This is a genomic window from Chroococcidiopsis thermalis PCC 7203, assembly GCF_000317125.1.
Lineage (GTDB): Bacteria > Cyanobacteriota > Cyanobacteriia > Cyanobacteriales > Chroococcidiopsidaceae > Chroococcidiopsis > Chroococcidiopsis thermalis.
In genome coordinates this window covers 4,543,308-4,568,641 of sequence record NC_019695.1, presented here as the reverse complement: position 1 = coordinate 4,568,641, position 25,334 = coordinate 4,543,308, and the positions used below count along the sequence as shown (strand labels likewise).

The 25,334-nt window shown below is 45.5% G+C and carries 23 protein-coding genes; 14 read left to right on the top strand and 9 right to left on the bottom strand.

Annotated elements, in window-relative coordinates; translation table 11 throughout:
• Positions 1–75 precede the first annotated feature (75 nt).
• Positions 76–1,161 carry a cytochrome c oxidase subunit II gene (locus CHRO_RS19775; protein ID WP_015155995.1) on the bottom strand — a complete coding sequence of 362 codons (1,086 nt, stop codon included), beginning with the start codon at positions 1,159–1,161 and terminating at the stop codon, positions 76–78.
• A 561-nt stretch (positions 1,162–1,722) separates the two neighbouring features.
• Here CHRO_RS19775 and CHRO_RS19770 point away from each other — a divergent pair.
• The 5 genes from CHRO_RS19770 (at position 1,723) to CHRO_RS19750 (ending at position 6,476) form a co-directional block, all read left to right on the top strand.
• On the top strand, positions 1,723–2,673 hold the full coding sequence (locus tag CHRO_RS19770; protein WP_015155994.1) for a COX15/CtaA family protein: 951 nt from the start codon (positions 1,723–1,725) through the stop codon (positions 2,671–2,673).
• A 247-nt stretch (positions 2,674–2,920) separates the two neighbouring features.
• Positions 2,921–3,895: a heme o synthase gene (locus CHRO_RS19765; RefSeq protein ID WP_015155993.1), complete on the top strand. Its 975-nt coding sequence runs from the start codon at positions 2,921–2,923 to the stop codon at positions 3,893–3,895.
• 125 nt (positions 3,896–4,020) lie between these two features.
• Positions 4,021–5,040, top strand: a complete 1,020-nt coding sequence (locus CHRO_RS19760; RefSeq protein ID WP_015155992.1) for a daunorubicin resistance protein DrrA family ABC transporter ATP-binding protein — start codon at positions 4,021–4,023, stop codon at positions 5,038–5,040.
• A 118-nt stretch (positions 5,041–5,158) separates the two neighbouring features.
• Positions 5,159–6,055: an ABC transporter permease gene (locus CHRO_RS19755; protein WP_015155991.1), complete on the top strand. Its 897-nt coding sequence runs from the start codon at positions 5,159–5,161 to the stop codon at positions 6,053–6,055.
• Positions 6,056–6,101: 46 nt separating this feature from the next.
• Positions 6,102–6,476: a hypothetical protein gene (locus CHRO_RS19750; protein WP_015155990.1), complete on the top strand. Its 375-nt coding sequence runs from the start codon at positions 6,102–6,104 to the stop codon at positions 6,474–6,476.
• 36 nt (positions 6,477–6,512) lie between these two features.
• Here the strand turns inward: CHRO_RS19750 and CHRO_RS19745 are convergent, their stop codons facing one another.
• The gene (locus CHRO_RS19745; protein ID WP_015155989.1) at positions 6,513–6,950 is read right to left on the bottom strand and encodes a peroxiredoxin; all 438 of its coding nucleotides are present in this window, start codon (positions 6,948–6,950) and stop codon (positions 6,513–6,515) included.
• A gap of 664 nt (positions 6,951–7,614) precedes the next feature.
• Here CHRO_RS19745 and CHRO_RS19740 point away from each other — a divergent pair.
• Both CHRO_RS19740 and CHRO_RS19735 read left to right on the top strand, forming a co-directional pair.
• A complete protein-coding gene (locus CHRO_RS19740) occupies positions 7,615–8,850 on the top strand; it encodes a glycosyltransferase (RefSeq protein ID WP_015155988.1) in 1,236 nt (411 codons plus the stop codon).
• A gap of 68 nt (positions 8,851–8,918) precedes the next feature.
• Complete coding sequence (locus tag CHRO_RS19735; protein WP_041463332.1) at positions 8,919–9,962, top strand: glycosyltransferase; 1,044 nt, start codon at positions 8,919–8,921, stop codon at positions 9,960–9,962.
• A gap of 21 nt (positions 9,963–9,983) precedes the next feature.
• On the opposite strand, the gene CHRO_RS19730 is transcribed toward CHRO_RS19735, so the two are convergent.
• Complete coding sequence (locus tag CHRO_RS19730) at positions 9,984–11,525, bottom strand: TM0106 family RecB-like putative nuclease (RefSeq protein ID WP_051033360.1); 1,542 nt, start codon at positions 11,523–11,525, stop codon at positions 9,984–9,986.
• Between the two features lie 313 nt (positions 11,526–11,838).
• Here CHRO_RS19730 and CHRO_RS19725 point away from each other — a divergent pair, with 313 nt between their 5' ends.
• Positions 11,839–12,906 carry a SpoIID/LytB domain-containing protein gene (locus tag CHRO_RS19725; RefSeq protein ID WP_015155985.1) on the top strand — a complete coding sequence of 356 codons (1,068 nt, stop codon included), beginning with the start codon at positions 11,839–11,841 and terminating at the stop codon, positions 12,904–12,906.
• Between the two features lie 99 nt (positions 12,907–13,005).
• Here the strand turns inward: CHRO_RS19725 and CHRO_RS19720 are convergent, their stop codons facing one another.
• The 4 genes from CHRO_RS19720 to CHRO_RS19705 form a co-directional block, all read right to left on the bottom strand.
• Entirely contained in the window at positions 13,006–13,308 is a 303-nt protein-coding gene (locus tag CHRO_RS19720; protein ID WP_015155984.1) for a DUF1816 domain-containing protein, read from the bottom strand.
• Positions 13,309–13,399: 91 nt separating this feature from the next.
• On the bottom strand, positions 13,400–14,434 hold the full coding sequence (gene rlmB, locus CHRO_RS19715; RefSeq protein WP_015155983.1) for a 23S rRNA (guanosine(2251)-2'-O)-methyltransferase RlmB: 1,035 nt from the start codon (positions 14,432–14,434) through the stop codon (positions 13,400–13,402).
• Positions 14,435–14,458: 24 nt separating this feature from the next.
• Positions 14,459–14,968, bottom strand: coding sequence for a Mini-ribonuclease 3 (locus CHRO_RS19710; RefSeq protein WP_015155982.1), 510 nt, complete (start codon positions 14,966–14,968; stop codon positions 14,459–14,461).
• Between the two features lie 279 nt (positions 14,969–15,247).
• Complete coding sequence (locus tag CHRO_RS19705) at positions 15,248–15,616, bottom strand: STAS domain-containing protein (RefSeq protein WP_041462552.1); 369 nt, start codon at positions 15,614–15,616, stop codon at positions 15,248–15,250.
• Positions 15,617–16,032: 416 nt separating this feature from the next.
• Here CHRO_RS19705 and CHRO_RS19700 point away from each other — a divergent pair, with 416 nt between their 5' ends.
• The 3 genes from CHRO_RS19700 to CHRO_RS19690 all read left to right on the top strand — a co-directional run bounded on the left by CHRO_RS19700 (position 16,033) and on the right by CHRO_RS19690 (position 18,952).
• Entirely contained in the window at positions 16,033–17,937 is a 1,905-nt protein-coding gene (locus CHRO_RS19700; protein WP_015155979.1) for a GTPase family protein, read from the top strand.
• Between the two features lie 141 nt (positions 17,938–18,078).
• Complete coding sequence (locus tag CHRO_RS19695) at positions 18,079–18,348, top strand: YciI family protein (protein ID WP_015155978.1); 270 nt, start codon at positions 18,079–18,081, stop codon at positions 18,346–18,348.
• A gap of 70 nt (positions 18,349–18,418) precedes the next feature.
• Positions 18,419–18,952 carry a DUF1499 domain-containing protein gene (locus CHRO_RS19690; RefSeq protein ID WP_015155977.1) on the top strand — a complete coding sequence of 178 codons (534 nt, stop codon included), beginning with the start codon at positions 18,419–18,421 and terminating at the stop codon, positions 18,950–18,952.
• 4 nt (positions 18,953–18,956) lie between these two features.
• Here the strand turns inward: CHRO_RS19690 and recJ are convergent, their stop codons facing one another.
• Positions 18,957–21,020, bottom strand: a complete 2,064-nt coding sequence (gene recJ, locus CHRO_RS19685) for a single-stranded-DNA-specific exonuclease RecJ (protein ID WP_015155976.1) — start codon at positions 21,018–21,020, stop codon at positions 18,957–18,959.
• A 60-nt stretch (positions 21,021–21,080) separates the two neighbouring features.
• Positions 21,081–22,610, bottom strand: a complete 1,530-nt coding sequence (locus CHRO_RS19680; protein ID WP_015155975.1) for a YifB family Mg chelatase-like AAA ATPase — start codon at positions 22,608–22,610, stop codon at positions 21,081–21,083.
• Positions 22,611–22,672: 62 nt separating this feature from the next.
• On the opposite strand from CHRO_RS19680, the gene CHRO_RS19675 reads away from it, so the two are divergent.
• From CHRO_RS19675 to rplI, 3 genes are all read left to right on the top strand, one after another.
• The gene (locus CHRO_RS19675) at positions 22,673–23,023 is read left to right on the top strand and encodes a histidine triad nucleotide-binding protein (RefSeq protein ID WP_015155974.1); all 351 of its coding nucleotides are present in this window, start codon (positions 22,673–22,675) and stop codon (positions 23,021–23,023) included.
• Positions 23,024–23,350: 327 nt separating this feature from the next.
• Complete coding sequence (psbA, locus tag CHRO_RS19670; RefSeq protein ID WP_015153219.1) at positions 23,351–24,412, top strand: photosystem II q(b) protein; 1,062 nt, start codon at positions 23,351–23,353, stop codon at positions 24,410–24,412.
• Positions 24,413–24,814: 402 nt separating this feature from the next.
• Positions 24,815–25,273 (top strand): 50S ribosomal protein L9, encoded by a 459-nt coding sequence (gene rplI / locus CHRO_RS19665; RefSeq protein ID WP_015155973.1) that lies wholly within the window; start codon positions 24,815–24,817, stop codon positions 25,271–25,273.
• The last annotated feature ends 61 nt before the right edge of the window (positions 25,274–25,334 follow it).

The following is a 25,334-nucleotide window of genomic DNA, read 5'->3' as shown; positions in this document are numbered from 1 at the left end:
GGCTGTTGCTTCATCGTCCTTGTCTCCGTTGTCCTCCTTGTCCCCCTTGTCCCCCTTGTCCTTAAAATCTCAACACTAGTGATGGTGAAGTTGATGAAGGGTTTCGGGCTGAATTCCCATTTGCGCGGTGTAGGGGGAGAGAAATTCAGCGGGGGAACGATCTGCGGCATTTAGGGCGATCGCCTGTTCTAGATTGCCCTTAGTTGCGACTTGTTGTTCCTGCATCCACTTGTCAAAGTTTTCTGGTGTTTCCACAATAAACTTGGTATTCATCGCCCCGTGATAAGGACCGCAAAGTTCAGCACAGATCACTTTATATTCCCCTACAATTTTTGGGGTGAAGCGAATTTCACTTTGTCTACCAGGAATCACATCTTGTTTTAAACGCAACTCTGGAACCCAAAAAGCGTGAATGACATCGTTTGCTGTCATGTCTAGTTTCACTTCTTTACCCGCAGGAACGTGCAATTCACTAGCCACCACGCCCGTATCTGGATAGGTGAAAATCCAAGCATATTGCAAGCCAGTGACGTTGACTGCTAGCCCTGGGACTTTTCCTTCGTTATCTGGGCTGGCACCGATGCCAGGAGAGACTATACCCATACCAGGAGCATCGCGCTTTTGAGGAATTTGGTCGGAGTTGCGGACGGAGGCTGTGGCTGGATCTGACATTGCCTCATCCGACTTGATTTGATTCGCGTTGGGTGCGGTGCTAGGCGGCGTATCGTTCAATGTTGCCGCAATCGCTGCCCCTGGCATTTTCATTGCTTGCCCAGCAATAGGGGCTTCGTGAGCGCTGTGGGGATCGAAACCACCAATTTCGTTGTAGACATCAAAGCTGTAGATCGATAAGCCGATGACAATAATTGCCGGGATCGCCGTCCACAGAATTTCTAGAGGAATATTACCGAACACGGGAGGCGCGTCAGTGTTATCGCCCTGGCGACGGCGAAACTTAAAGGCAGCATAGATCAATATGCCTTGTACCAGCACAAACAGACCCGTGCCAATCGTCATCATTGTGTCGAACAGCCCATCAACCAAGGTGGCTTCATCTGAGGCTGCCGTGGGTAGTAACCCGTGATTCTGACCGTACCACAGACTTGTCAGAGTCAAGACGATGCCAATTAATAGCGTCCAAATAGAACTAGGAATGTTCACGGTTAAGGATTTGATAATTTTTAGCTTCTTAACAATTAGCCACACTCACTTACCAAGGTAGTGCAGCCAGCCCAAAACCTGCCGATCCTCAAGTTAATTTTTTCTGATTTTTTTGGAACTTTTCTGTGGGTAGAGCAGGGAGATGAGGGGCTAGGGGAGGGGACAAGTCATAAGTCACAAGTCACAAGTCACAAGTCAAAATTAATTGGTCTCTGATAACTTAACTTCGTAGAGACGTTACATGTAGCGTCTCTACTGGTCACTGATAACTGATAACTGACAACTGATTCCCGTCTCAATCGAATCGACTACCTAAGCGAATCTAGCTCAAGTTTGAGTTGGTTATCTATCAACCATGAACAAATGTAACGGAGTAGAACAATTTAAAAATCTCTAAAGCTTAGGGGCTAAGCTACGGCAATCCGGCACATTAGGTATATGGCTAACCAAATCACCTCGCGACGATGCGCTAGGGTGGAAGGTGAGCTAGCACTTACATATTTGTAAATACTTGGTTAGATACTGGCAACTCTTTGAAGACAGGCAATTAAGGTACAGTCCATGACTGAGTTCGTCCTGCAAAGACAAAACACAGACACAATCGAGCAGTCCCAGCCACGGGAAAGAATTCGGCGATTGGTGTGGAAATTATGCGTAGCAACTTTGATTTTGATGGCGATTGGTAGTGCTACGCGGGTAATGAATGCTGGGTTAGCTTGCCCAGACTGGCCCCTGTGTTACGGTACGCTCGTACCGACTCAACAGATGAATTTTCAAGTATTTTTAGAGTGGTTTCATCGCCTAGATGCAGCTTTAATCGGGCTAGGGGCGATCGCGCTAACAGTCGTGAGTTGGTGGAACCGTAACTTTCTCCCCCGCTGGCTACCTTGGGCGGCGATCTTTGCCCTTAGCCTGATTGTCTTTCAAGGGGTCTTGGGCGGACTGACAGTTACGGAATTACTGCGATTCGATATTGTCACCGCGCACTTGGGAACGGCGCTCTTATTCTTTAGTGCATTACTGGTTATTGGCACGGCACTCACGCCTTATCAAGGAACTGGTAACGCAGGTAAATTGGCTTGGTTGGGATTGGCTGCTGCTGTGTTAGTCTACGTGCAAAGTTTGCTTGGCGCATTAGTAGGTTCGCGCTGGGCGCTACACCAATGCTTAACCGGACAGCAATTGTGTAGCGTCATGTACAGTCACATCGGGGGTGTGGTTCCCCCAACGCTAGCCACCTTGGTTTTAGTGTTACTATCTTGGCGAACTCCGGCTTTGCATCCCGCGTTGCGCCGACTGGCAAACATGGCTGGCGGACTAATCCTACTGCAAATTCTTTTAGGACTTGCCACCTTCCGCTTGCATTTACAAGTAGAACCACTGACCGTATCGCACCAGTTTGTTGGCGCAGCCTTACTAGGTGTTTTGGTTGGCTACACCGTACTGGCAATTCGCGATGTTTACGGCGGTTCGCGCAGCGATCGTGCTGGGCTAAATCGCCCCGCTGCGTAAACGCAAAGGTGCAGCGACCATCACGGTCACAACGACCAGTTATCAGGGACCAGTAGAGACGTTACATGTAACGTCTGTACATAGTTATCAGTGCCTAGTGAATTTTGACTCGTGACTGGTGAGTGGTGATTAGCAATCGGTAAAAAGTGGTGCGTGGTGGGCGAAAGCACTTATAGCTTTTGCTTCTACCCTCCTGCCTTCTGATAATGTGTTGGTTTCAAAATAAACGGAATTTGGTGTGAATTTTATGATCGGGGCAGATGTCTCTAGACACCATCAAAACTTTCTTCAAGTCGTTCATAGCTACTATCAGCTAACTAAACCGAGGATTATACCTCTACTTCTGATTACAACTGCTGGCAGTATGTGGATTGCAGCCGAAGGACGAGTCGATCCAAAATTGCTCGTTGTCACCCTAGTTGGGGGAACTTTTGCTGCTGCTGCTGCCCAAACCGTCAACTGTATTTACGATCGCGATATCGATTATGCGATGGAACGAACCCGCCACCGTCCAATTCCTTCAGGACGAGTACAGTCGCACCACGCCCTAATTTTTGCGATCGCCCTAGCAGCAATTTCTTTCTCTCTCTTAGCAGTCTTTGCCAACCTGCTAGCTGCTCTGTTAGCAATGTCTGGCATTGTCTTCTACGTTGCCATATATACCCATTTTCTCAAACGTCATACCCCTCAAAATATCGTCATTGGTGGTGCAGCAGGGGCAATTCCCGCTTTAGTTGGTTGGGCAGCGGTGACGGGAAGTTTAAGCTGGACGGCTTGGACGATCTTCGCCATTGTCTTTCTGTGGACACCACCTCATTTCTGGGCGCTAGCATTGATGATCCGCGAAGACTACGCCAAAGTAGGCGTACCGATGTTACCTGTCGTAGCGGGCGACGAGACTACGGCGCAGCAGATTTGGTTCTACACCCTAATTCTGATCCCCGCCACGTTTTTACTGATTTATCCCCTACAATCGTGCGGTCTTCTCTACGGCGCGATCGCCTTGATTCTTGGTAGCATCTTCGTGCGTAAAGCTTGGCTGTTATGGCAAAATCCCACCTGTAAAATCCAAGCGCGATCGCTATTCCTCTACTCCATCCTTTACATGATGCTATTGTGTGCGGGCATGGTGGTCGATAGCCTACCCTTCACCCACCAGGTTGCAAACGCTTTAGCTTCCAGCTTAAACACCATCATCAGCACGATTCTCATTTCTAGATAGTGGTGCTTTGACTAGTGGCTAGTCAATCTATTTTCTTGCCACTAGTCACCAGTCACTACTCACTCTTCTATGATGAAGACAGGAAGTATTTAGATTTGTATCGCTGCTAGCGAGAAAAAGCTCCTATGGCTCCTGCTGTTTTCATCCAAAATTTGCAAAAGCGCTATGGCAGTGTTGAGGCTGTCAAAGATATCTCCTTTGCGATCGAAGCTGGGGAGATTTTTGGTCTACTCGGTCCCAACGGTGCGGGTAAAACTACAACCTTGCGCATCTTGTGTACCCTCTCTACACCAGATGCAGGAGTAGTAGAAGTTTCTGGAATTTCGGTATTAAATAACCCTAGAGCCGCTAGACGGAGATTGGGATATGTCGCGCAGGAAGTCGCTCCCGATAAAGTGCTGACGGGACGAGAGTTGTTGCAACTACAAGCAGCTCTCTATCACTTACCCAATGCCGTAGTCAAACAGCGGATCGATACGGTATTAAATTTACTGGGCTTGCAGGAGTATGCAGACAAAAAGACAGGTACGTACTCCGGCGGTTTACGCAAGCGTCTAGACTTGGCAGCAGGCTTGCTACACGCTCCCGATGTTTTGGTATTGGACGAACCCACCGTTGGACTCGACATCGAAAGCCGTTTTGTCGTGTGGGATTTTTTACGTCAATTGCGCGAATTGGGAACTACCGTCTTAATCACCAGCCACTACCTAGAAGAAATTGACGCATTGGCTGACAGGGTAGCAATTATCGATCGCGGTTTAGTTATTGCTTCCGGTACGCCTTCTCAATTAAAAGATAAAGTAGGCGGCGATCGCATTACCCTCCGCATCCGCGAGTTTTCACCCCCAGAAGAAGCAGAAAAAGCTAAACAAATGCTGACAGCGCTGCCCTTCGTCCAAGAAGCGATCGTCAATAGCGCTCAAGGTAACTCGCTCAATCTCGTTGTCACACCCCAAGCAGAAGCTTTAACTCAAATTGAGGCAACGATGAAATCTGCTGGTTTGCCCATTTTTGGCATTTCCCAATCTCGCCCTAGTTTAGACGACGTTTACCTCGCCGCCACAGGTCGCACTCTGATGGATGCCGAACTCGCCGCCGCCGGAAGCCGCGATCCCAAAGCAGAAAGAAAGCAAAATATGAGATAGGTAATGGGTAACGGGTAGTAATGGTTAATAGTTATTGGTCATTTGCAACTCATTATTAACACCTACCAATTACCAACTACCAATTACCAACTACCAACTACCAACAACACAAAATAATATGAGCAGCACTTTTATACCTCCAAAATCTGATGCTAATTGGCAACAACTGGCATCGACGGCAGTTCAAAAAGAAGATACTTCTAACTGGCTAGGAGAACTCGTCCAAGAAACTTTGGCATTGACTCGCCGCCTTTTCATTCAGTTACAGCGCCGTCCTTCAACTTTAATTGCTGGAATTATTCAACCCGTCATGTGGTTGATTCTATTTGGTGCTTTGTTTCAAAATGCCCCCAAAGGAATGTTTGGCGATAGCACCAATTACGGTCAATTTTTAAGTGCTGGCGTGATCGTTTTTACTGCCTTTAGTGGAGCGCTAAATGCAGGATTACCAGTGATGTTCGATCGCGAATTCGGCTTTTTAAACCGCTTGTTAGTCGCTCCTCTGGCTTCGCGCTTCTCGATTGTTTTAGCTTCAACTATTTTTATTGTCAGTCAGAGTTTGTTGCAAGCAGCAGTTATTGTGGCGGCAGCTGCCTTTTTGGGCGCTGGTTTACCCAATCTAGCTGGTTTGGGGGCGATCGCTTTAATTATTTTACTGCTAGCTTTGGGCGTAACAGCTGTAAGTCTCGGTTTAGCCTTCGCTTTACCCGGACATATAGAACTGATTGCCGTCATTTTCGTGACTCAACTGCCCTTGCTATTTGCTAGCACGGCTCTCGCGCCTTTGTCTTTTATGCCTAAGTGGTTGCAAATTGTCGCAACAATTAACCCATTAAGCTATGCGATCGAACCGATCCGCTATCTCTATCTACACAATAGCTGGAACTTAGGTAATGTAGTCATGCAAGCGCCTTGGGGTGCAGTGACATTTGGCGGAGCTATACTGATGTTGGTCGGTTTTAGCTTCGTAGCTGTGCTGAGCATTCAACCCTTACTGCGGCGGACTCTAGCATAAGTACAAAGCCTATCTTCCTATTTTTATTTATGCGAGCTATCACTCCATGAAAATCTCAGCTTCATCTCTGACAAAAATCTTTTTCGGTGCAGTAGTAGGAATGAGCTTAGCTACCTTATTACTACCACAACCCACTTGGGCGCAAGCAACCTCAGATGCCGAACCTCTGCGGGATCTGAATCAGGAACAAAATCGCGATCCCTTTTCCCGTGGTGATACTGGCGACGCTATGAGCGGTTTAATGGATATTATGCACCGCGCTCAAATGGGTAATATTCGCTCCGCGGGAGATTTTGCAACCGAGCAAAATCAATCTTTGGACGATGCCGCTGCTAAGTTTCGCCAGCAGCAGCTACAAAGGATGCAACAAAATCCATCGCAACCTAATAACAATCCTGCTAATCCACCTCAACCAAAATAAGTAAGTAAAGGGATGGCAATGCCATCCTTTTACTTTTTATAATCCTAATGCTGCTAGCACGTCACTAGCATGGGTTGTGGTATTAACGCTGCTATCGACGTGGACGATTTTACCGCTCCCATCAATTACGTAAGTTACGCGCTTAGCATAGCCGCCACCGTCAACGTCATAGGCTTTAACTAGAGTCTGCTGAGTGTCAGCTAAAAGTGGAAAATTCAGCCCGTATTTCTCAGTGAATTGTTGATGAGACTGCTCGTCATCAACGCTTACACCTAAGATTACAACGTCTTTGTCATTGTAAGTTTGCTTGGCATCTCGGAAACTACAAGCTTGTTTCGTACAGCCCGGTGTATCGTCTTTGGGATAGAAGTACAAAACTACAGTTTTACCAGCAAAATCAGATAAGGAGACTGTATTACCATTAGTATCTTTGACTGTAAATGTAGGTGCTTGCGTACCAACTGCTAAAGCCATAAGTTTCAGTATCTCCCTAAAATTTGATTGAATCTACTAACAGTAAACATATCTTATCTATCACTATTATTGTGGCGATCGAATAAGAGTTGACTGTATTTCCTGTCTCGATTATTTTATCAATAATTGTTATCTTTTTTAACTCTATTTTTAAACATAATTTCTTAACACTCAGCGATCGCGAGAGATCCGTTCAGTGGCAGCTAGATCCAAGGGAGGCTTTGTCAAGCATCCTAGTATACATAATTATGAATTTTTAACTATAACTTTTTACGTCTAAATTATCTAAGAGTTTTCTCACATTAATTTCATAGAAAACTCATTAACATCTTATTCAATATCTTATTTAAAACTATCAACTTGCTTTACTTTGTCTTTAAAACAGAAAAAAAGATAAAATTTGTAGCAAGCCTTACCGATTCTCAAGGGTAGAAATAAACCGATCGAGGTTTGCCAAATTCAACTAGCATTGAACTCGGTTTGATTTTTTCCTCTAGGAATTTTAGGTAACTTGTGAGATTATACAATTGCTCCTGCAATTTGGTAAAAAATATAAGAAATCCGTTTATTCTCCCCCTAACTCGTAGTTCCCGATTGCTTCATTAGCATCAATCTTCTATAGACAGAACCAAGAATTTTATCTTAAAATACCCGCTCGACCTCTATGCTAAAAGTAGCATTTATTGTCAATCACTTTCCTTTACTTTCAGAAACCTTTATTCTTAACCAAATTACCGGACTCCTAGAACGCGGACATCAAGTAGACATATATACTTGTACTCCAGGTGATTTGAATAAAGTACATCCCGATGTCGAAAAATATTGTTTATTGGAACGCACTTATTATCTACCAGAGATTCCCCAAAACTTTCTGAAGCGATCGCTCAAAGCAATTGGTTTACTGAGTATAAATTTTACGAAAGCACCTAGAAAATTACTGCGATCGCTTAATGGTTTCAAGTATGGCAAATCGGCAACTTCTTTACGATTATTTTATGCCGCGATCGCTGGTGCAGATAAAGGAGCATATGATATCGTTCACTGTCAGTTTGGAACTTTAAGTTTTTGGGGTATGCTATTTCGGACAATTAATGCTCCTCAAGCCAAATTAGTCGTATCGTTTCGCGGTTACGATATCAGCCAATTCATTCAAGAACATGGCGATCGCATTTACGATCGTACCTTTGTAGAAGCCGATCTCTTTCTGCCAAATTGCGACTTTTTTAAACGTCGTCTCCTCAAACTCGGTTGTGACGAAAAAAAAATTTGCGTTCACTACTCAGGAATTGATTGCGATCGTTTCCAATATACACCCCGCTATCGTCATTCTCATCAGAAAATATGTATTGCTACCATTGGGCGTTTAGTAGAAAAGAAAGGAATTGAATACAGCATTCGCGCAGTAGCGAAAATAGTAAAATCTTGCCCTAATCTAGAGTATAAAATCGTTGGTTGCGGTTCTTTACAAACAGAACTAGAACAACTAATCCAAGAACTAGATTTAAATAATATCGTACATCTATTAGGTAAAAAAAATCGACAGGAAATTATTGAAGTTTTGCAAGCATCTCACATATTTATTGCTCCCAGTATTACAGCACGCGATGGCAATCAAGATGCTCCTGTTAATGTCTTAAAAGAAGCAATGGCGATCGGCTTACCAGTCATTAGCACCTATCACGGAGGAATTCCAGAGCTTGTAGAAGATTGTGTTTCTGGGTTTCTAGTTCCAGAAAGAGATGCAGAGGCGATCGCATCAAAGTTACAATATTTAATCGCACATCCAGAAATCTGGAATATTATAGGTGCAGCTGGTCGCGAACGAGTAGAAAAATATTTTAATATGCAAAACCTTAACGACGAACTCGTCGATATTTATCAGAAAGTGAGTAGTGACTAGTGACTAGTCACTAGTGGCTAGCGACTAGCTATTCACAAATGACAAACGACAAACAACAAATGGCAAATATGAATTTACCCAAAGTTACCATTGTAGTAACTCCTCGCGAACGTTTTAGTTATACTAAAGAGTCTTTAGAAAGTATCTACGAACATACGCAAATTCCTTTTAAATTAGTTTACATTGATGGCAACTCTCCTATAAAAGTACGCCAATATTTAGAGGAACAAGCGCGAGTTAGAAACTTTCAAATTATCAGAACAGATTACTATCTTTCTCCCAATCAAGCTAGAAATATAGGCTTGCGTCAAGTGGATACTCCATATGTTGTATTCGCTGACAATGATGTGGTTGTTTCCCCTGGTTGGCTAGAAAATTTAGTGCGGTGTGCTGAAGAAACACAAGCTACAGTCGTTGGACCATTGATGTGTCAGGATTTACCAATACATGAAATCGTCCACTTTGCAGGTGGCGAATCTCATATTTGGGTTGACAAAAATAAAGCAACTCCCAGACGCAGGTTGCGAGAAAAGATGTACAAGCAGGGAAAACGAGTCGTAGAAGTCCGCGATCGCCTACACCGTAACGAAACTGAATTAGCAGAATTTCACTGCGTTCTCGTGCGTACAGAGATCTTTTCCCGCATTGCTTTGTTAGATGAAGCCATGCTGAACACGAAAGAACATTTAGACTTTTGCATGAGTGTCAGGGAGGCGGGAGGTAAAGTCTATTTTGAACCCAGCAGCCTTGTCACTTACGTACCAGGACCACCCTTAGAATGGACGGACTTACACTTTTATATGCTGCGTTGGAGTGATGCATGGACATTAGCGAGTTTGCATCGCTTGCGTGACAAGTGGAATTTAGCTGAAGATGCTTACTTTCTCCAAAAATACAAACAATTAGGTTGGCGGCGGCGATGGACAATCGTTCATCCCCTCAGCCACCGCCTCACCTTTGGGATCAAAAGCCACTGGCTAGAAAAAATTCTCGTTCCTCTCGATCGCATCTTAAATCGTTACTTGACATCAAGCCACGCTCGACAACAGCAAAAATTTCAACTGCAACCGCAACAAACTAACGACGTACAGGACAATGGTTTTGCAGCTTGAAATCAGGAATAGAAACGCCAGCTAAGATACTAAAGAAACTCGATCTAAATCCGTTTCTAATTCCCGCTTGATGAAAGTTTCTAACCAATCTTTTACCAGACGAGTCGCGCGACAATCATCTTCGTTATAACGTTCAATTGCTTCGAGAAAAGAGCGATCGCCTGTTGCTAACCAGCGATCGTACCAATAAATACACTGCGAACCGTGCGCTTGAGGATCGCGCCATTCAAACCCAATCCAACGGGCGATCGCTTTGAGAGCATAACTTTCAATTGGTAGCACCACAGTTTGGGCGATCTGCTCGTAAATATCAACACAGCGATCGACGATCGATCTAACTTGTTCTGCTGGTGTCCGATAAAGTTGAGCCAAGCGTCTAATTGTCTCGACTTCATACGAGAAAAAATGAAAAATGGGCGCTTGTGGATAGCGCCCAACGATGTCTAAAAATTGTTGCCAAATCGTGCTTTCATCTGACTGTGTTTCTGCTAGTAAAGAATGAAAAGTTTCCGTTTGCTTCAGGCGATCGACCACCAACACTCCTAACATGTAATCAAGATTTAGATCTGGCTGTGCCTCAATATCAAAGTAGATTTCAATGGGATTTGGTAATGGGTAATTGGTAATTGGTAGTTGCTCCCTTGTCTCCCTATCTCCCTTGTCCCCCTTGTCCCCCTGCTCCCTGCTCCCTGTTCCCTGCTCCCTTAAAAGCGAAATCGGGCGATTTTCCAAGACTGACTGCGCTTGCAATACTAAATGATGAGCTATTTTTTTGTCAAAACCTCGTAAGCTTGCTAAGTCAGATGAGTTAGCCTTAGCTAAAGATTCTAGCGTGACAAGATCGATCGCCTGTAACTCTTTATAACGATTGGGTGTCACCCCAGGCAGTAAAGACAAATGTTGTTGAGATCTAGCAACGCCAGAGCAATAACTATACCAACGGCATAAACTGCATCGCTGGCGAGAAATAAAGACTTCTGGTGCTTGAGGTGCTGCTAATGTTTGGACGCACTCGGCAAAAATCTGCTGCATCTGCGGCAGTACTCTGGCTAAACTTACCTCATACATCTCTTTCCGGCGCAAGAGTAACCAGGCTCGATCTGGTGTAGTCTCCTGCACCATGCCCAACGCCTGTCCGTGAAAAGCAGCTACAACTTGGTATTCTAGTTTGGGGCGCTTACCTAATTCAATTTGGGCTGGAATATACATCCAATTTCCAAAAATCGATTGCCCTGGTTGTTTAATTAACAAATCGGGACGGCTGAGCAGCGTTACATCTTCTGAAGTGCGGGCGATTATCACTCCTCGATAAATCTGCTCTACACCCTGTTGCATTAACTGCCAAGTTGCTGTTGCTCCTGCTTGCCAATCCTCTTTAGAATACTGAGGTTGCTGATAAATCCGTTCTGCCATCATGCTTTGTCTATGCTCGAACTTGTCCTGTTGTAACTTCAGCAACAGTTCGCTAGGAGCATCTTTAAGTGCCAAATCTCCGTGGCGATCGAGAAATGGGCGACGATTACAACGTTGGTATTGTAGCAGCAGCTCAGCAGTCATTAGCATAGCTCTAGCGTAACAGGAAAACCATGAGTGATGTGTAGTGCGCTGAGGAATAGGGTGTGGGGGAGCCAGTGCGGTCTTGGGGGTGGCGCTATCGCGGACTTCGTCGCCCCCCATGAGCAACTGGCGTTGTGGGGTGTTGGTAGTTGGTAGTTGACGGTTGTTGCACCTAAAGCTCTCCTGCTCGTGCGCTCCCTGAAAACTGGTCACCGATCGCTGATTCGGCTAAAATGACTTAGTTCTGCTGTGCTACCGTCAGATGGTTCGGCGGGTTGACAATCGCGACTGATGAACGTAAAGCTAAACGCAAAGCTATATGAGTAGATTCGACCGACAAAATAGAGGATTCAAAGTTATTGGAAATTTAGGGATGTTGCTGATCCCGATCGCGTCTGTACCTCTGCTTTTACCTTTATTCAGTCAATCTTTCTCTCCGACTTCTACTACGGCAACAGATCCATCTCCTGAGACTCCATCTGACAATAATGTTGCGAATAACGTTTCTAGTGTCGCTCAATGGGAGGCAGAAGCTAGGCGGGAGGAGCAAAGCAAGCTACCAAAAGCTCAGCCACCAACGCTCAATAAAACGAACAAACAGCAACCTCAAAAAATTAAACGAAAACGGCAGCCTGTAGCCAAAAAAACACAATATGCTGCGCCAAGCTTAGAAATTCGCGTGGCGATCGCTCAAGATGCAGATTCTCTAATTGTTGGCTCCTCAACTCCCGCCCAAGTTGTAGAAACAAACGGCAAAGTCTTACGGCAACTGCCCAACGGACAAGCTTTTACAGCACAGCCTAGCGACTCAGATCGGATTACAATTGGCAATGCCCAATTACCCAATGCGGTCTGGATTTACCCCCAAAAAGGAGGCGTGGTATACGTAGGCGATCGCTGGTATAGAGGCAAACTCCTGCTCGTTGCTCGACAACAGAAGCTACTCGCGGTTAACTATGTCGATTTAGAGCATTATCTTGCCAGCGTTGTCGGTAGCGAAATGCACGCTTCCGCCCCTACTGAAGCTCTTAAAGCTCAAGCCGTCGCCGCTCGCTCCTATGCTTTGGTTCACATGGTACGTCCGGCAAATTCCTGGTTTAATCTCGGGAATACCCAGCGCTGGCAAGTTTACAAAGGGATGAACAGCGAGTACAACACTACACAAAAAGCTGTCAAAGATACTGCTGGGCAGATTATTAGCTATCAAGGCGGCGTAGTCGAATCGCTTTACGCTGCGACAGATGAGATCGTTCAAAAAGCTCATGGTGGCAAAGGTATGAGCCAAACAGGAGCCTATCGACTGGCAGCACAAGGCTACAACTACCTGCAAATTCTGGCGCACTATTACCCCAAAACAGCCACAGCAAGGCTGGAAATCAAGCCTTGAAGCAGGAGAGGAGCAGAGGAGCAGGGGAGACTAAACAACTCCTGATTCCTGACTTTTGACTTTTGCCTTTTGAATTTTGCCTTTTGCCTTTTCTCAGAATTACACTTGACTGCTGAGAATTGGCTTGATTTGCGGTTCCGATCTTTCTCCTATATCATCGGCGATCGTTAACCGAGAGGGTTTACAGCGTTTGATCTCGACTGCAATCCCTTGCGCTCCTTCATGCTCCAAATCCTCTATGTAACCACGCTGGGCAGCTGCCGCTTCTTTGGCGCTGAGAAAAGGACCGAAGTAGTAAGTACAACGGGGATTTTGGGTATCAATTTCTACCCACCATGCCCAACCGAAGTTATGGAAGAAGCTAATCAGATTTTCTTTAGTGTGATTCCAAATTGGGTTCATGTCTTTTTTTCCTATCAGCTTGTGGTAAAGGATTCGGGCTAACAAAACAAATCGTAAACTATTGTCACATTTCGTAAAAAAGATTTCATCGCTAGTTTTCTAATTTATCTTTTTTTGTACCCATGTTGACATAATTTACATTTTGCCAGCGTTGGCGAAAAATTTCGTAAAGTGCCATACCAGTTGCGACAGAAGCGTTCAAACTCGGTGTATTGCCTGACAAGGGAATCGATACCAACAGATCGCAGCAGCGCTGAGCGCTCAAACTCAATCCTTCCCCTTCCGAGCCAACTACTAGCACAATAGGACCACTAAATTTAACTGTCTGTATCGATTGTTCCGCTTCTAATGCCGTACCGTAAACCCAGAAACCAGCTGCTTTTAATTCTTCTAAAGCGCGGCTAAAGTTAATGACTCTGGCGACAGAGAATGTTTCTAAAGCACCCGCTGCGACTTTCATCACCGTAGACGTGATCCCAACAGCTCTGCGTTGAGGGATGACTAAGCCTTGCGCTCCGATTGCCTCAGCGGTACGGATAATTGCTCCTAAGTTGTGAGGATCGGTAATACCATCGGCAGCAACAATTACGGGTTGCTGAGAAGTCGATTTCGCTTTGTCAATTAGCCCTCCTAATTCCAAATAATCGTAGGGAGCTACTTGAGCGGCGATCCCTTGATGATTGGCGTGATGGGTAATTTGGTCTAGGCGTTTGGGTTCAACCTCATCAATGACCGTACCATTCTCCTTTGCCTGTTGGAGCAGAGAATGAAAGCGATGATCGTAACGCAGACGAGCAGTAACCCAAAGCCGATTGAGCTGTCGTTGGGTTTCCAAAGCTGTCAGCACGGGATGGCGACCGTAAATTAGATCGCTCTCTTCTTCTGATGTGGAAGCTGGAATTTGGGACGAGAAACGATCTGTCTTGTCGCGTTCTGTATTGTAGGTAGGACTAGCTAAGACTGGTCGAGAGAAATCTTTCTTTCCTGCCACATGACGTTTTTCCCCATCTTGTTTAGTGGCATTATGTTTGAGATCGGCACGCTTGCCTGTATAACGCTCTGGTTTGCCACGTTGCGGTTTTCCAGAAGGGTTAGATTTGGCTTTTAATTTGGGTGGTTCTGCCATAAATTTTTCTTATTGTTAATAGCCTTAGTATTCATTTTTATTTACACTAGGGGAGTTTAATGTTTCTGTAGGAGCTAATGGTAGCTGCTCCAAGAGTTGATACAAGCGCTGGCGATCGCTTAAATAAAGATAGCCTACGAGAGCTTCTAAACTCGTTGCTTGTTGATAAACTTCTGGTGCGGCGCGACGCGGTCGTCCTACAGTAGCATTGCGTCCCCGACGCACGATTTCTAATTCAGCTTGATTGAGATATGGAGTGAGATATCGTAAGTGCGAAGCCTGTGCCTCGGCTCTAACCTGAGCAACGACAAGGTTGTGGTAAGCCTGCGATCGCTTGTGGGGTAGTAAAAAGTGGCTCCTCACATACAGCTCGTAAACCGCATCGCCCAAATATGCTAAAGCCATAGGTGAGAGTTGTTGTAGCTGCCCAGGAGCGATCGCCAACCAACTGGGTAGCAACTCCAACTGAGTGACTACATCTGTCTGAGCTTCCCGAGCTGAGCCGTCGAATAAATTGTCCTCCTTCGGTTCCACTCCGTTTGGATTCTCCCCTCAACAGTCAGTTATCAGTTGTCAGTTATCAGTGACCGGTGGCTGGTAGCTAGACCGAAACAAGAATCTACTCAATACACAAGCTACTCTCCAACTACCAACTACCAATTACCAATTTCAGCCATCAGCGATCGGTGACTACATTATTATGATCGATCCCCAATTTCAGGGGGTTGAACCTATGATAAGTTTTTTATATCAAAAAATTAAGCTATCCAGATTGCAAAACCGGATAGCTAAAGTTAGAGTGCCTGCGATCGCTCAAGATGCTTGAATATTTTCTAAAGCTGCTTCAACAGTCGGTCGTAAACCTAAATATTGCTCTAGGTTAACTGTCTTGACTGTTTGAGTTACGCGGGCATTGGTGACAATTTGTGAAGTCCCACCGTTAGTTTCAGTCTGCTTCTTCAAATGCACCAAAGCGCCAATTCCAGAACTATCGACAAAATCAATTTGGGACAAATCCAATATGATGTGCTTTGGTCCCTCTTCAACATACTTGCCGAGTACCTTGCGAAAGGTTGGTTCTGAAAAGGCATCAAGCAAACCCGTCAACCGGAATAACTGATAATTACTCCGAACCTCACGAGTTCCTCTCAGGCTAACAGTTAGATTTAGTGTCTCAGCGATAGTTCCCTCCTCGCCACTTCTTGTTTCAAATCGAGGCTAAAGTATAAATGCTTGGTTGAGATGTTGTCTACACTCACGTGGTAGAAGTTAGAAGCTTGAGGCTAAGAGCTTGGTAGTAAAAAGAACATTGTCTATTTCTGTTTGCTTCAGATCTTGCCTTTGCACTCCTAGTTTTTAAATTTTAACTCCTCATGTCTCTGTGGGTATAAAATACTATGAATTTATTGCAGGTAATGGGTAATGGGTAATGGGTGGTTGCTGGTTGTTGCACCTGAAGCCCACCTGCACACAAAGCTCACCTGCTCCCCTGCTTCCTTGTCCCCCTTGTCCCCTTGTCCTCCTTGTCCTCCTTGTCCCCCTTGTCTCCTAAACTAAAACGATAGACTTTGTACAGAAGTTTCATCTAGGCAGGGGCAATGGTGCGATTAAAGCTGTGGCAGTGGATTGTCTTAGCAACTCCGATCGCGTCTATCGTTGGTTTCTTCCTGGTAGCAGCAGGTTTGCAGATCCATGAATGGCGCATCAATTGGATCTGGGGTGTGTTTATTCTAATATTTGTCGGCTGGCGGTGGTTGCTAGTCCGGTGGACACGTCCTGTTGTCGTGGAGATGGAGGCTGTAGCCGCAGAAGTTAGCAAAGAAATAGAATCGTTTTCCGCTGATGCACCACTCTCAACGCCAGACAGCAGCAAGAAAGCAGAAGCCACGCTACAAGAAATTCTCGTTGTAGCACAAAGCGATCGCCCTTTGTGGGAGGACTGGCAAACTTTTTGGCAGCGCTGTCAAGATTTAGTTGTCGCGATCGCCCAGATTTATCACCCAGAAGTCAAGTATCCGCTTTTAAATATCTATATTCCCCAAGCTTACGGACTGATCCGAGGGACGGTAGACGATTTAGATCGGTGGATGCAAAAATTATCGCCTGCTTTGAATCAAGTTACCGTCGGGCAAGCATATGAGGCATATGAAGTTTACCGCAAGCTAGAGCCATCGGCGCGCAAATTCTGGCGGGCATGGAACTTAGCACAGTGGCTTTTGAACCCAGCCGCCGCCGTAGCGAAAAAAGCTAGCCAGCGTTACACAAACCAGGCAGATCGACAACTTTTGGTCAATTTGAGTCAATTGTTACGGGAAGCAGCGTTAAGAAATCTGTGTCGGCAAGCGATCGCCCTCTACAGTGGCGATACCTTACCTGGTTTAGAATCATCCAAGACTCAAACTTTACCCCAGGCAAAGACTCAAACTCTGCGAGAAATTTTGTCGCAAGCCGAGCCTGTGGAAATTGTAGAGCAAAAACCTGTCAGCATTCTCTTAGTAGGACGCACTGGAGCCGGAAAAAGCAGCTTAATTAATACCTTGTTTAGGGCAGAACTCGCCGCCGTTGATGTTTTACCCAGCACCGATCGCTTGCAAAATTATCGCTGGCAAACTGATACGGGAGAAACTCTGACACTGTGGGATACGCCGGGATACGAACAGGTTAATGGCGCTGAATTACGAGAACAAGTTCTCGAATATGCCAGCAACTCAGATTTGTTGCTACTTGTCAATCCTGCCCTCGATCCAGCTTTACAAATGGATGTAGACTTTCTCAAAGATATTCAGGCAGAAGTAACGGACTTGCCCGTAATTACAGCTGTCACCCAAGTCGATCGGTTGCGTCCGATTCGCGAGTGGCAACCGCCTTATAATTGGGAACTGGGCGACCGCCCCAAAGAAATTTTCATCCGAGAGGCGATTCAGTATCGCGCCCAACTGCTAGCGAATTATTGCGATGTGGTGCTACCAATTGTTACGGCAGATCCGCAAGTTGGTCGAATTGCTTGGGGAATCGACGCGCTATCCTTAACCTTAGTTCAGGCGATCGCCCCTGCCAAACAACTGCGGCTAGCACGCTTCATGCGCGATTTAGACACTCGCACCACCGCCGCCGCCAAAATCATCGATCGCTACACCTTCCAAATGGCAACGACTCAAGGACTCACGGCTTTACTCAAAAGCCCTGTCCTCCAGTTTATTTCCACCATCTCAACCGGATCGCCTACCTTAGCTAATCTCCTAGCAGCGCAGATTCCAGTGGAACAATTGCCTGTTGTCATTGGTAAATTACAAATGGCATACGAACTATTTTCACTGCTCAACCCAGATAAAAATCCGCATAACTTCGACTTACTCGCCCTGTGGTCGTTGTTATTGGAAAACTCAGCATCTCCAGAAAATAATGCTTGGGCATTCGGTCATGCTTTGGTAGAGTATTGGACGCAGAGTTTAACTGTCGAACAATTAAGACAGCGGTATGAAGGTTATCTCAAGCAAGTTTGAATTCATGGCTGATGGCATGAAAATGGTAAATTTGAGTTTGGTTTAATTTTTTACCCTAAACTTTGAAATAGCCTATCTTGACAAAAAGAGTAAGAGAAATCACAATATCGAGCGACAAAAACGTAAAGAGCGAAAAAGATTATGCCTAAATATATCGTGTGGGGAAGTTACTGCGAGGACGTGTTGGAAAAGCGCGTACCTTATCGACAAGCACATTTAGATGGACTGGCAAAACAGAAAGAAGCTGGGGTTTTAATTACAATTGGTCCGACTAAAGATGTGACCAAAGTATTTGGGATTTATGAAGCAGAAGATGAGGCGACAGTACGGAATTTAATTGAGTCCGATCCGTATTGGGTTAATGGAATTTGGACGGAGTATGAAGTTAAAGAGTGGATACAGGCTTTTTGATTTTTAAGAATGTTACTTGAAAAGTATACCTTGGCGTTTATCCATGTAAAAACATTTTAGAGGTGAAACAATGTCAGCGATCGCCACTCAATCAAATTCAGTAATCAAGCGAGTACTTTTCACCTGCATATCTTTACTATTAGTTTTTGCTTGTTTACTAGGAACGAAAATATCTTTAACAGGAGAACCGCAGTTACTTGCTGGAACTCGCCCCGACAATTTAGGCGTTCGTGCGGGTGAACTTGCACCTTGTCCCAACACTCCTAATTGTGTTAGCAGTCAGAGTCAAGATCCCGCACATAAAATCGAGTCTTTTATTTATAATTCCTCTGCTCAAGCGGCTATGACTGACTTAAAAACTGTGCTTCAGTCATTTAGAAGAACAAAACCGATCGCTCAGTCAGAAAATTACCTCTATACGGAATTTACCATTCCTGTTGTTGGGTTTGTAGATGATGTAGAATTTTCTTTGGATGAGAACGCTAGAGTCATCCACGTGCGTTCGGCTTCTCGTATGGGTGAGTCAGATTTGGGTGTAAATCGCAGCAGAATAGAAACTTTGAGAGCAAAGTTTAACCAAATTAATCGCCCTGAATCTGTATAGAAAATTAAGTTTTAGCCATCTCCAAAGCTTGAATTGCAGCTTGAACAAGATTGTAATAATGGGGTTGAAAGAGATCGACTTGAGTAGCATCTTTACGGCTACTACCTAATAACCCCATCAGATTTCCTGCCTCAATTGCTAAAACTCGTCCTTCAGTGTTCTTAATCCTTAATTCTAATGAATTGTTTGTAGGGAAAACACCGCAAGTATAACGCCGCTGTTTGTATTCAAAGGGAATTGTAGTGGCAGTTCGTCTGAGTGAAAATAATATTTGCGGCTGATTAGGTAGGCGCACGCCGATTAATTCTAACTCAATATTAGTATTACCATTCCAAGTATTTTCTCGCAAACGATAGGCAATATCTATCCGTGGTGGTAAAGGGAAATATTCGCGCCAACGCCAGGCGATCGCTTTCATTTGTTGTAGGGGCGCACGGCTGTGCGCCCCTACAGATAAATCTTTTTCTTGAACTACAGTTAATTTAATATGACCCTTACCAATAATCTGCTGGTCGATGACTTTAACATTAGCCGTCCAAAAAACGGGTTCTGGATTTTCAATTCCACAGGGATGTAAAATATCTAACTGTTGATAAAGTTGTAAATTGAGCCGATCTAAATTGGCTTGCGTGTCAATTTGTAGCAGTGGCTTTAAGTGTTCCGGTTGCAAACAAGAGTTAGCAAATTGAATCAGACGCGATCGCAATGCTTCTAAGTTTTCGGCTGAAAGGGAAAAACCACCTGCTGCTTTATGTCCGCCAAACTTACCTAATAAATCTCGACAGAATTCTAAGGCATCAAAAACATTAAATTCAGGAATACTACGTGCTGAACCGCGAATGTGATGTTCGTCTTCATACGTGCCAATAAATACGGGTACGCCGTAGCGTTCTACCAGGCGAGAGGCGACGATCCCGATTACGCCGTGATGCCAATTTGGTTGAACGACAAGTAAGACGCGATCCTCTTGTAGAGACATGGCGTGCGATGATTCGACATAAGCGATCGCTTCCCGTTCGATTTCTTCGCAAAGTTGTTGGCGACGGGCGTTAATTTGTTCGCATTGCATTGCCCGTTCTAAGGCAATTCCGGCATCATCAGTTGTCAATAGATCGATAACAATTTGCGGATCGCCAATTCGCCCGATCGCATTAATACGGGGACCGAGGCGAAAACCGATATCATCTGGTTTGAGTGACTTATTTTTGTCGTTCACACCACTAACTTGAATCAAGGCTTGAATTCCCTCAAGCTGAGACTGAGGCAGCAGTCTCAATCCGCGTTTCAGCCACCGACGATTGACACCGATTAAAGGTGCGAGATCGGCGATCGTTCCTAGTGTAAAGAGTTCCAATAAAGGCTTGACTAAACCCTTGAGTTGTCCTGTTTTCTGAGCCAGACAAATAGCTAGGACGTAAGCAACACCAACCCCAGCTAAACCCCAATAAGGTGAAGATTCGGGAATGAGTTTGGGATTGAGGATCGCGTTTGCTGGGGGTAAAGTGGGGGGAATGTCGTGATGGTCGGTGACGATGACATTTAAACCGAGTTCTCTTGCTCTGGCGATTGGTTCGATCGCGGCAATACCATTATCTACGGTTAAAATCAGCCGCACGCCTTCACTGTGGAATTCTTCGACAATCCGCTTGTTAATTCCATAGCCCTCCTGCATCCGGCTGGGAATGGCATAATCGACTTGCGCCCCCAACCAGCGCAGGCTGCGGAGTAGCAAGGCTGTACTCGTCATCCCATCAGCATCGTAGTCGCCGCAAATGGCAATTTTCTCTTGGGAAGCGATCGCTTGTTCTAATAAGTCTATGGCGATCGCTAGGTCGGAAAATGCCTCTAGGGGTGAGGGCAAATCTAAAGTTTCTGGATTGATAAATATTTCTGCCTGCGCTGGTGTCTCGATGCCGCGATTGACTAAAAGCTGGTTGACTATAGGTGAGAGCTGGTTTATTGTGGTCAACTGGCTGACCAACTCCGGTTGAGCTGGATGTATTTGCCAGCGCTGATTTGGCAAGCGACGCGGACGGCGAGGTAATCCTGATGGCGGTTGGGCTAACACGGGGACAGAAATAGAGGCTCAGCACTATATTGTATGAGGCTAATGGGTAATTTAGCGCGGTTACTGCATTCGATCTATAGTTCTATACTGAATTGCCTCGGCGACGTGATGGCTTTGCAAGTTTTTCTCTGCCCCTAAGTCGGCAATTGTCCGCGCCACTTTGAGAATGCGATCGCTGGCTCTGGCGGACAAGCCTAATTTCCGAATTGCTCCTTCTAATAAGCTTTTAGAAGTATCATCTAACTGACACCACTTCCGCAAATGGCGACTTTGCATTGCTGCGTTACAACTTACCGATAATTCTGACTCAAACCGATCGCAGGTGCGATCGCGTGCTGCTTGTACTCTTTGCCTAACGCTTTCCGAATCTTCCCCCGTAGGTTGCTGGGTAATTTCCTCTGGTTTCAGTCGATTCACCGCCACCTGCAAGTCAATTCGATCCATCAAGGGACCCGAAAGCTTTGCCCAGTATTGCTCTCTTTGCCTGGGGGAACAAGTACACGCTTGGATTGAATCGCCAAAATAACCACAAGGACAAGGATTTGTACTCGCGACTAAAGTAAATTGGGCGGGAAACATCACCGATTGGCGAGTACGAGATACAGTGACGTGACCGTCTTCTAAAGGTTGGCGCAGAAATTCCAATACATCCCGCTTGAATTCTGTTAATTCATCTAAGAATAGAACTCCGTGGTGAGCTAAAGAAATTTCCCCAGGACGAGGAAAAGTCCCGCCACCAACTAAAGAAGGACCAGAGGCGGAATGGTGGGGACTACGAAAGGGACGTTCTGCAACTAGCGAACCTTTATTTTTTAACAACCCCGCTACGGAATGAATTTGGGTAACTTCCAACGCCTCATGAAAACTGAGTGGTGGCAAAATCGCCGGAAGACGACGAGCCAACATCGTTTTCCCGCTCCCAGGCGGACCCACAAAAATTAAGTTATGCCCCCCAGCTGCGGCAATTTCTAAGGCTCTACGAGCGTGAGCTTGTCCTTTGACATCTTTTAAATCTGCACCACAATGGACACTTCTGACGATCTCCCGCGTGCCTTCAAACTGCACGGGCTGAAACTTTTCTGGCTGATTGAGAAATGCTGCGACTTCCGATAAAGATTGAAAACCATAAACTGATATCCCTTGCACTAAAGCTGCTTCCTGGGCATTATCTGCGGGTACGACTAACCCAGTAATCCCCATTTTTTGCGCCGCCGCCGCCACGGGTAAGACACCAGCCACTGCCCGCAAGCCGCCATCCAAGGAGACTTCACCCAGAAATAAGAAATCCCCTAGCATTTGCGGGTTGACCTGCTCTGAAGCCGCCAAAATGCCCACGCTCATCGGTAAATCGAAGCTGGGTCCTTCTTTCCTAATATCTGCTGGCGCTAAGTTAATTACGATCCTTTTCAGCGGAAAAGCATACCCAGCGTTTTTGAGCGCTGCTTTCACCCGTTCTTTCGACTCCTGAACTGCCAGATCCGGTAATCCTACCACGACAATTCCCGGTAGCCCCGCCGAGACATCGATTTCGACTCCTACTTTGACAGCATCGATACCGACAATTGATGCACTCCAAACCCGTGCCAGCATTTTATCTTTCTTCCATGACAAGAACCCTTTAGAATCTCTAACAGAGTTCAAGGGCGATCGGCATGAGTGAAACTACAGATACTATTTTTGGCAAAATCATTCGTAAAGAAATTCCCGCCAATATCGTTTATGAAGACGAACTGGCGATCGCATTTAAAGATATTAATCCCCAAGCCCCCGTTCACATCCTCGTGATTCCCAAAAAACCTATAGCCAAGCTATCGGATGCCGAATCTCGCGACCACGCCCTTATGGGTCATTTGTTACTAACTGTTAAGCGAGTCGCCCAGCAAGTAGGACTGAATAACGGCTATCGCGTCGTGATTAATACTGGTGCAGACGGCGGACAAACTGTGGATCACATGCACCTTCACATTCTTGGCGGGCGACAAATGAGTTGGCCTCCTGGTTGAGTTCCTCGTACTTTGTTAAAGAATATTCGTTTGGGTGAGCTGAGGGAGCTGAGGGAGCTGAGGAGGCTAAGGAAGAAAACTAATTCGTAATTCATTAATTCGCAATTCAGAATTAGCTACTTATGTAATACGGCTGAAAGCTTTGCTAGAAAAAGTTTTCAGCTCTTTTATTTTTAGGCTGAGTTGTTAAATTATAAAACAAACTTATAACATTCATAATATAAGCTAATCTTCATAATCTTTACAAAACTCAATGAAGTTCTTTATAGTGTTAACAACAGGGAAAACAAACCCTGATTTGCATAACCAAACGCAATACATAGAACCATGACAACCACATTACAAAGACGCGAAAGCGCTTCCTTGTGGGAACAGTTTTGTAACTGGGTAGCAAGCACAGAGAACCGCCTATACATTGGCTGGTTCGGCGTGTTGATGATCCCCACGTTGCTCGCTGCAACCACCTGCTTCATCGTCGCCTTCATCGCCGCCCCCCCGGTAGACATCGACGGGATCCGCGAACCAGTAGCAGGTTCTTTGATCTACGGCAACAACATCATCTCTGGTGCAGTAGTGCCATCTTCCAACGCCATCGGCTTGCACTTCTACCCGATTTGGGAAGCAGCCTCATTAGACGAATGGCTGTACAACGGTGGACCTTACCAATTGGTAATTTTCCACTTCTTGATCGGCGTATTCTGCTACATGGGACGTGAATGGGAACTATCCTACCGCTTAGGAATGCGTCCTTGGATCTGCGTCGCATACTCTGCACCAGTAGCAGCAGCAACCGCAGTCTTCTTGATTTACCCAATCGGACAAGGCTCTTTCTCTGACGGGATGCCCTTGGGCATTTCGGGAACATTCAACTTCATGTTAGTGTTCCAAGCCGAGCACAACATCCTGATGCACCCCTTCCACCAATTAGGTGTAGCTGGTGTATTCGGTGGAGCGCTGTTCAGCGCGATGCACGGTTCTTTGGTTACCTCTTCCTTGGTACGTGAAACAACCGAAACCGAATCTCAGAACTACGGTTACAAATTCGGACAAGAAGAAGAAACCTACAACATCGTTGCAGCTCACGGCTACTTCGGTCGCTTGATCTTCCAATACGCATCGTTCAACAACAGCCGCGCGCTGCACTTCTTCCTCGCAGCATGGCCCGTCATCGGGATTTGGTTCACCTCCTTGGGCATCAGCACCATGGCGTTCAACCTCAACGGCTTCAACTTCAACCAGTCGGTGGTTGACTCTCAAGGACATGCGATTGGTACATGGGCAGACATCCTCAACCGCGCTAACCTGGGTATGGAAGTGATGCACGAGCGCAACGCTCACAACTTCCCCCTCGACTTAGCTGCTGTCGAAGCTCCTTCCCTCAATGGCTAATTCGCTCTTCTAACTCATAAGCGCCTCCCCAAAAAGGGGGGCGCTTTTTGCTTTCTCTAAGTCTGGTAAAGGCGGGTTTACATAGATTTTCAAGTTGAGCAATAAATATGGTTGGCGAACCCACCTTTACTTGCATTTATCTCTACAATTCGACTAAAATAGTAAGTCTTGCCCTAGCTCCATTAAAGATGAGTCTGGAGACGGTAGCAAAGGTAAGAGCCTTTTCATACCGTCGGTCGCGGCTCAAGGCTACAAACCTGTTGGTACAGGTACTCTACCCCCTCTTATCTTTCTCTCATAGAAAGATGATAGGGGGTAGTCCGGTGCAAAGGATTGGTTTGGTATCCTATCTTCAGTAGTAACCGCGATCGCAGAAAAATATTTAAGTATACAGGACAGCTCATGGCGAAACGAGTGCAATTAGTTTTAACGCAAGACATACTCAAGCTAGGCAAAAATGGCGACCTAGTTGATGTAGCCCCAGGCTACGCCCGCAATTATTTGCTGCCTAAAAAAATGGCAGTACCAGTTACAGCTGGAGTTTTAAAGCAAGTCGAACGTCGTCGAGAAGTTGAACGGCAACGGCAATTAGAATTAAAGCAGCAAGCACAAGAATTGAAAGCGGCTTTAGAAAAAGTTGGCAGTTTCACCATTGCCAAGCAAGTAGGAGAGAAAGAAGCAATCTTTGGTACGGTGACAGACCGGGAATTAGCTACCTTAATTCAGCAAGCGATCGGTCAAGAAGTGGATCGTCGTGGTATTACCTTACCTGACATTAGTAAACTCGGTACTTACAAAGCTGATGTGAAGTTACATCAAGATGTGACAGCAACGGTAGAAGTGAAGGTTGTAGCAGAGTAGTCATCGGTCATTCGTCATTGGTCATTTGTGAATAAATAATTTTGACTTTTGACTTTTGACT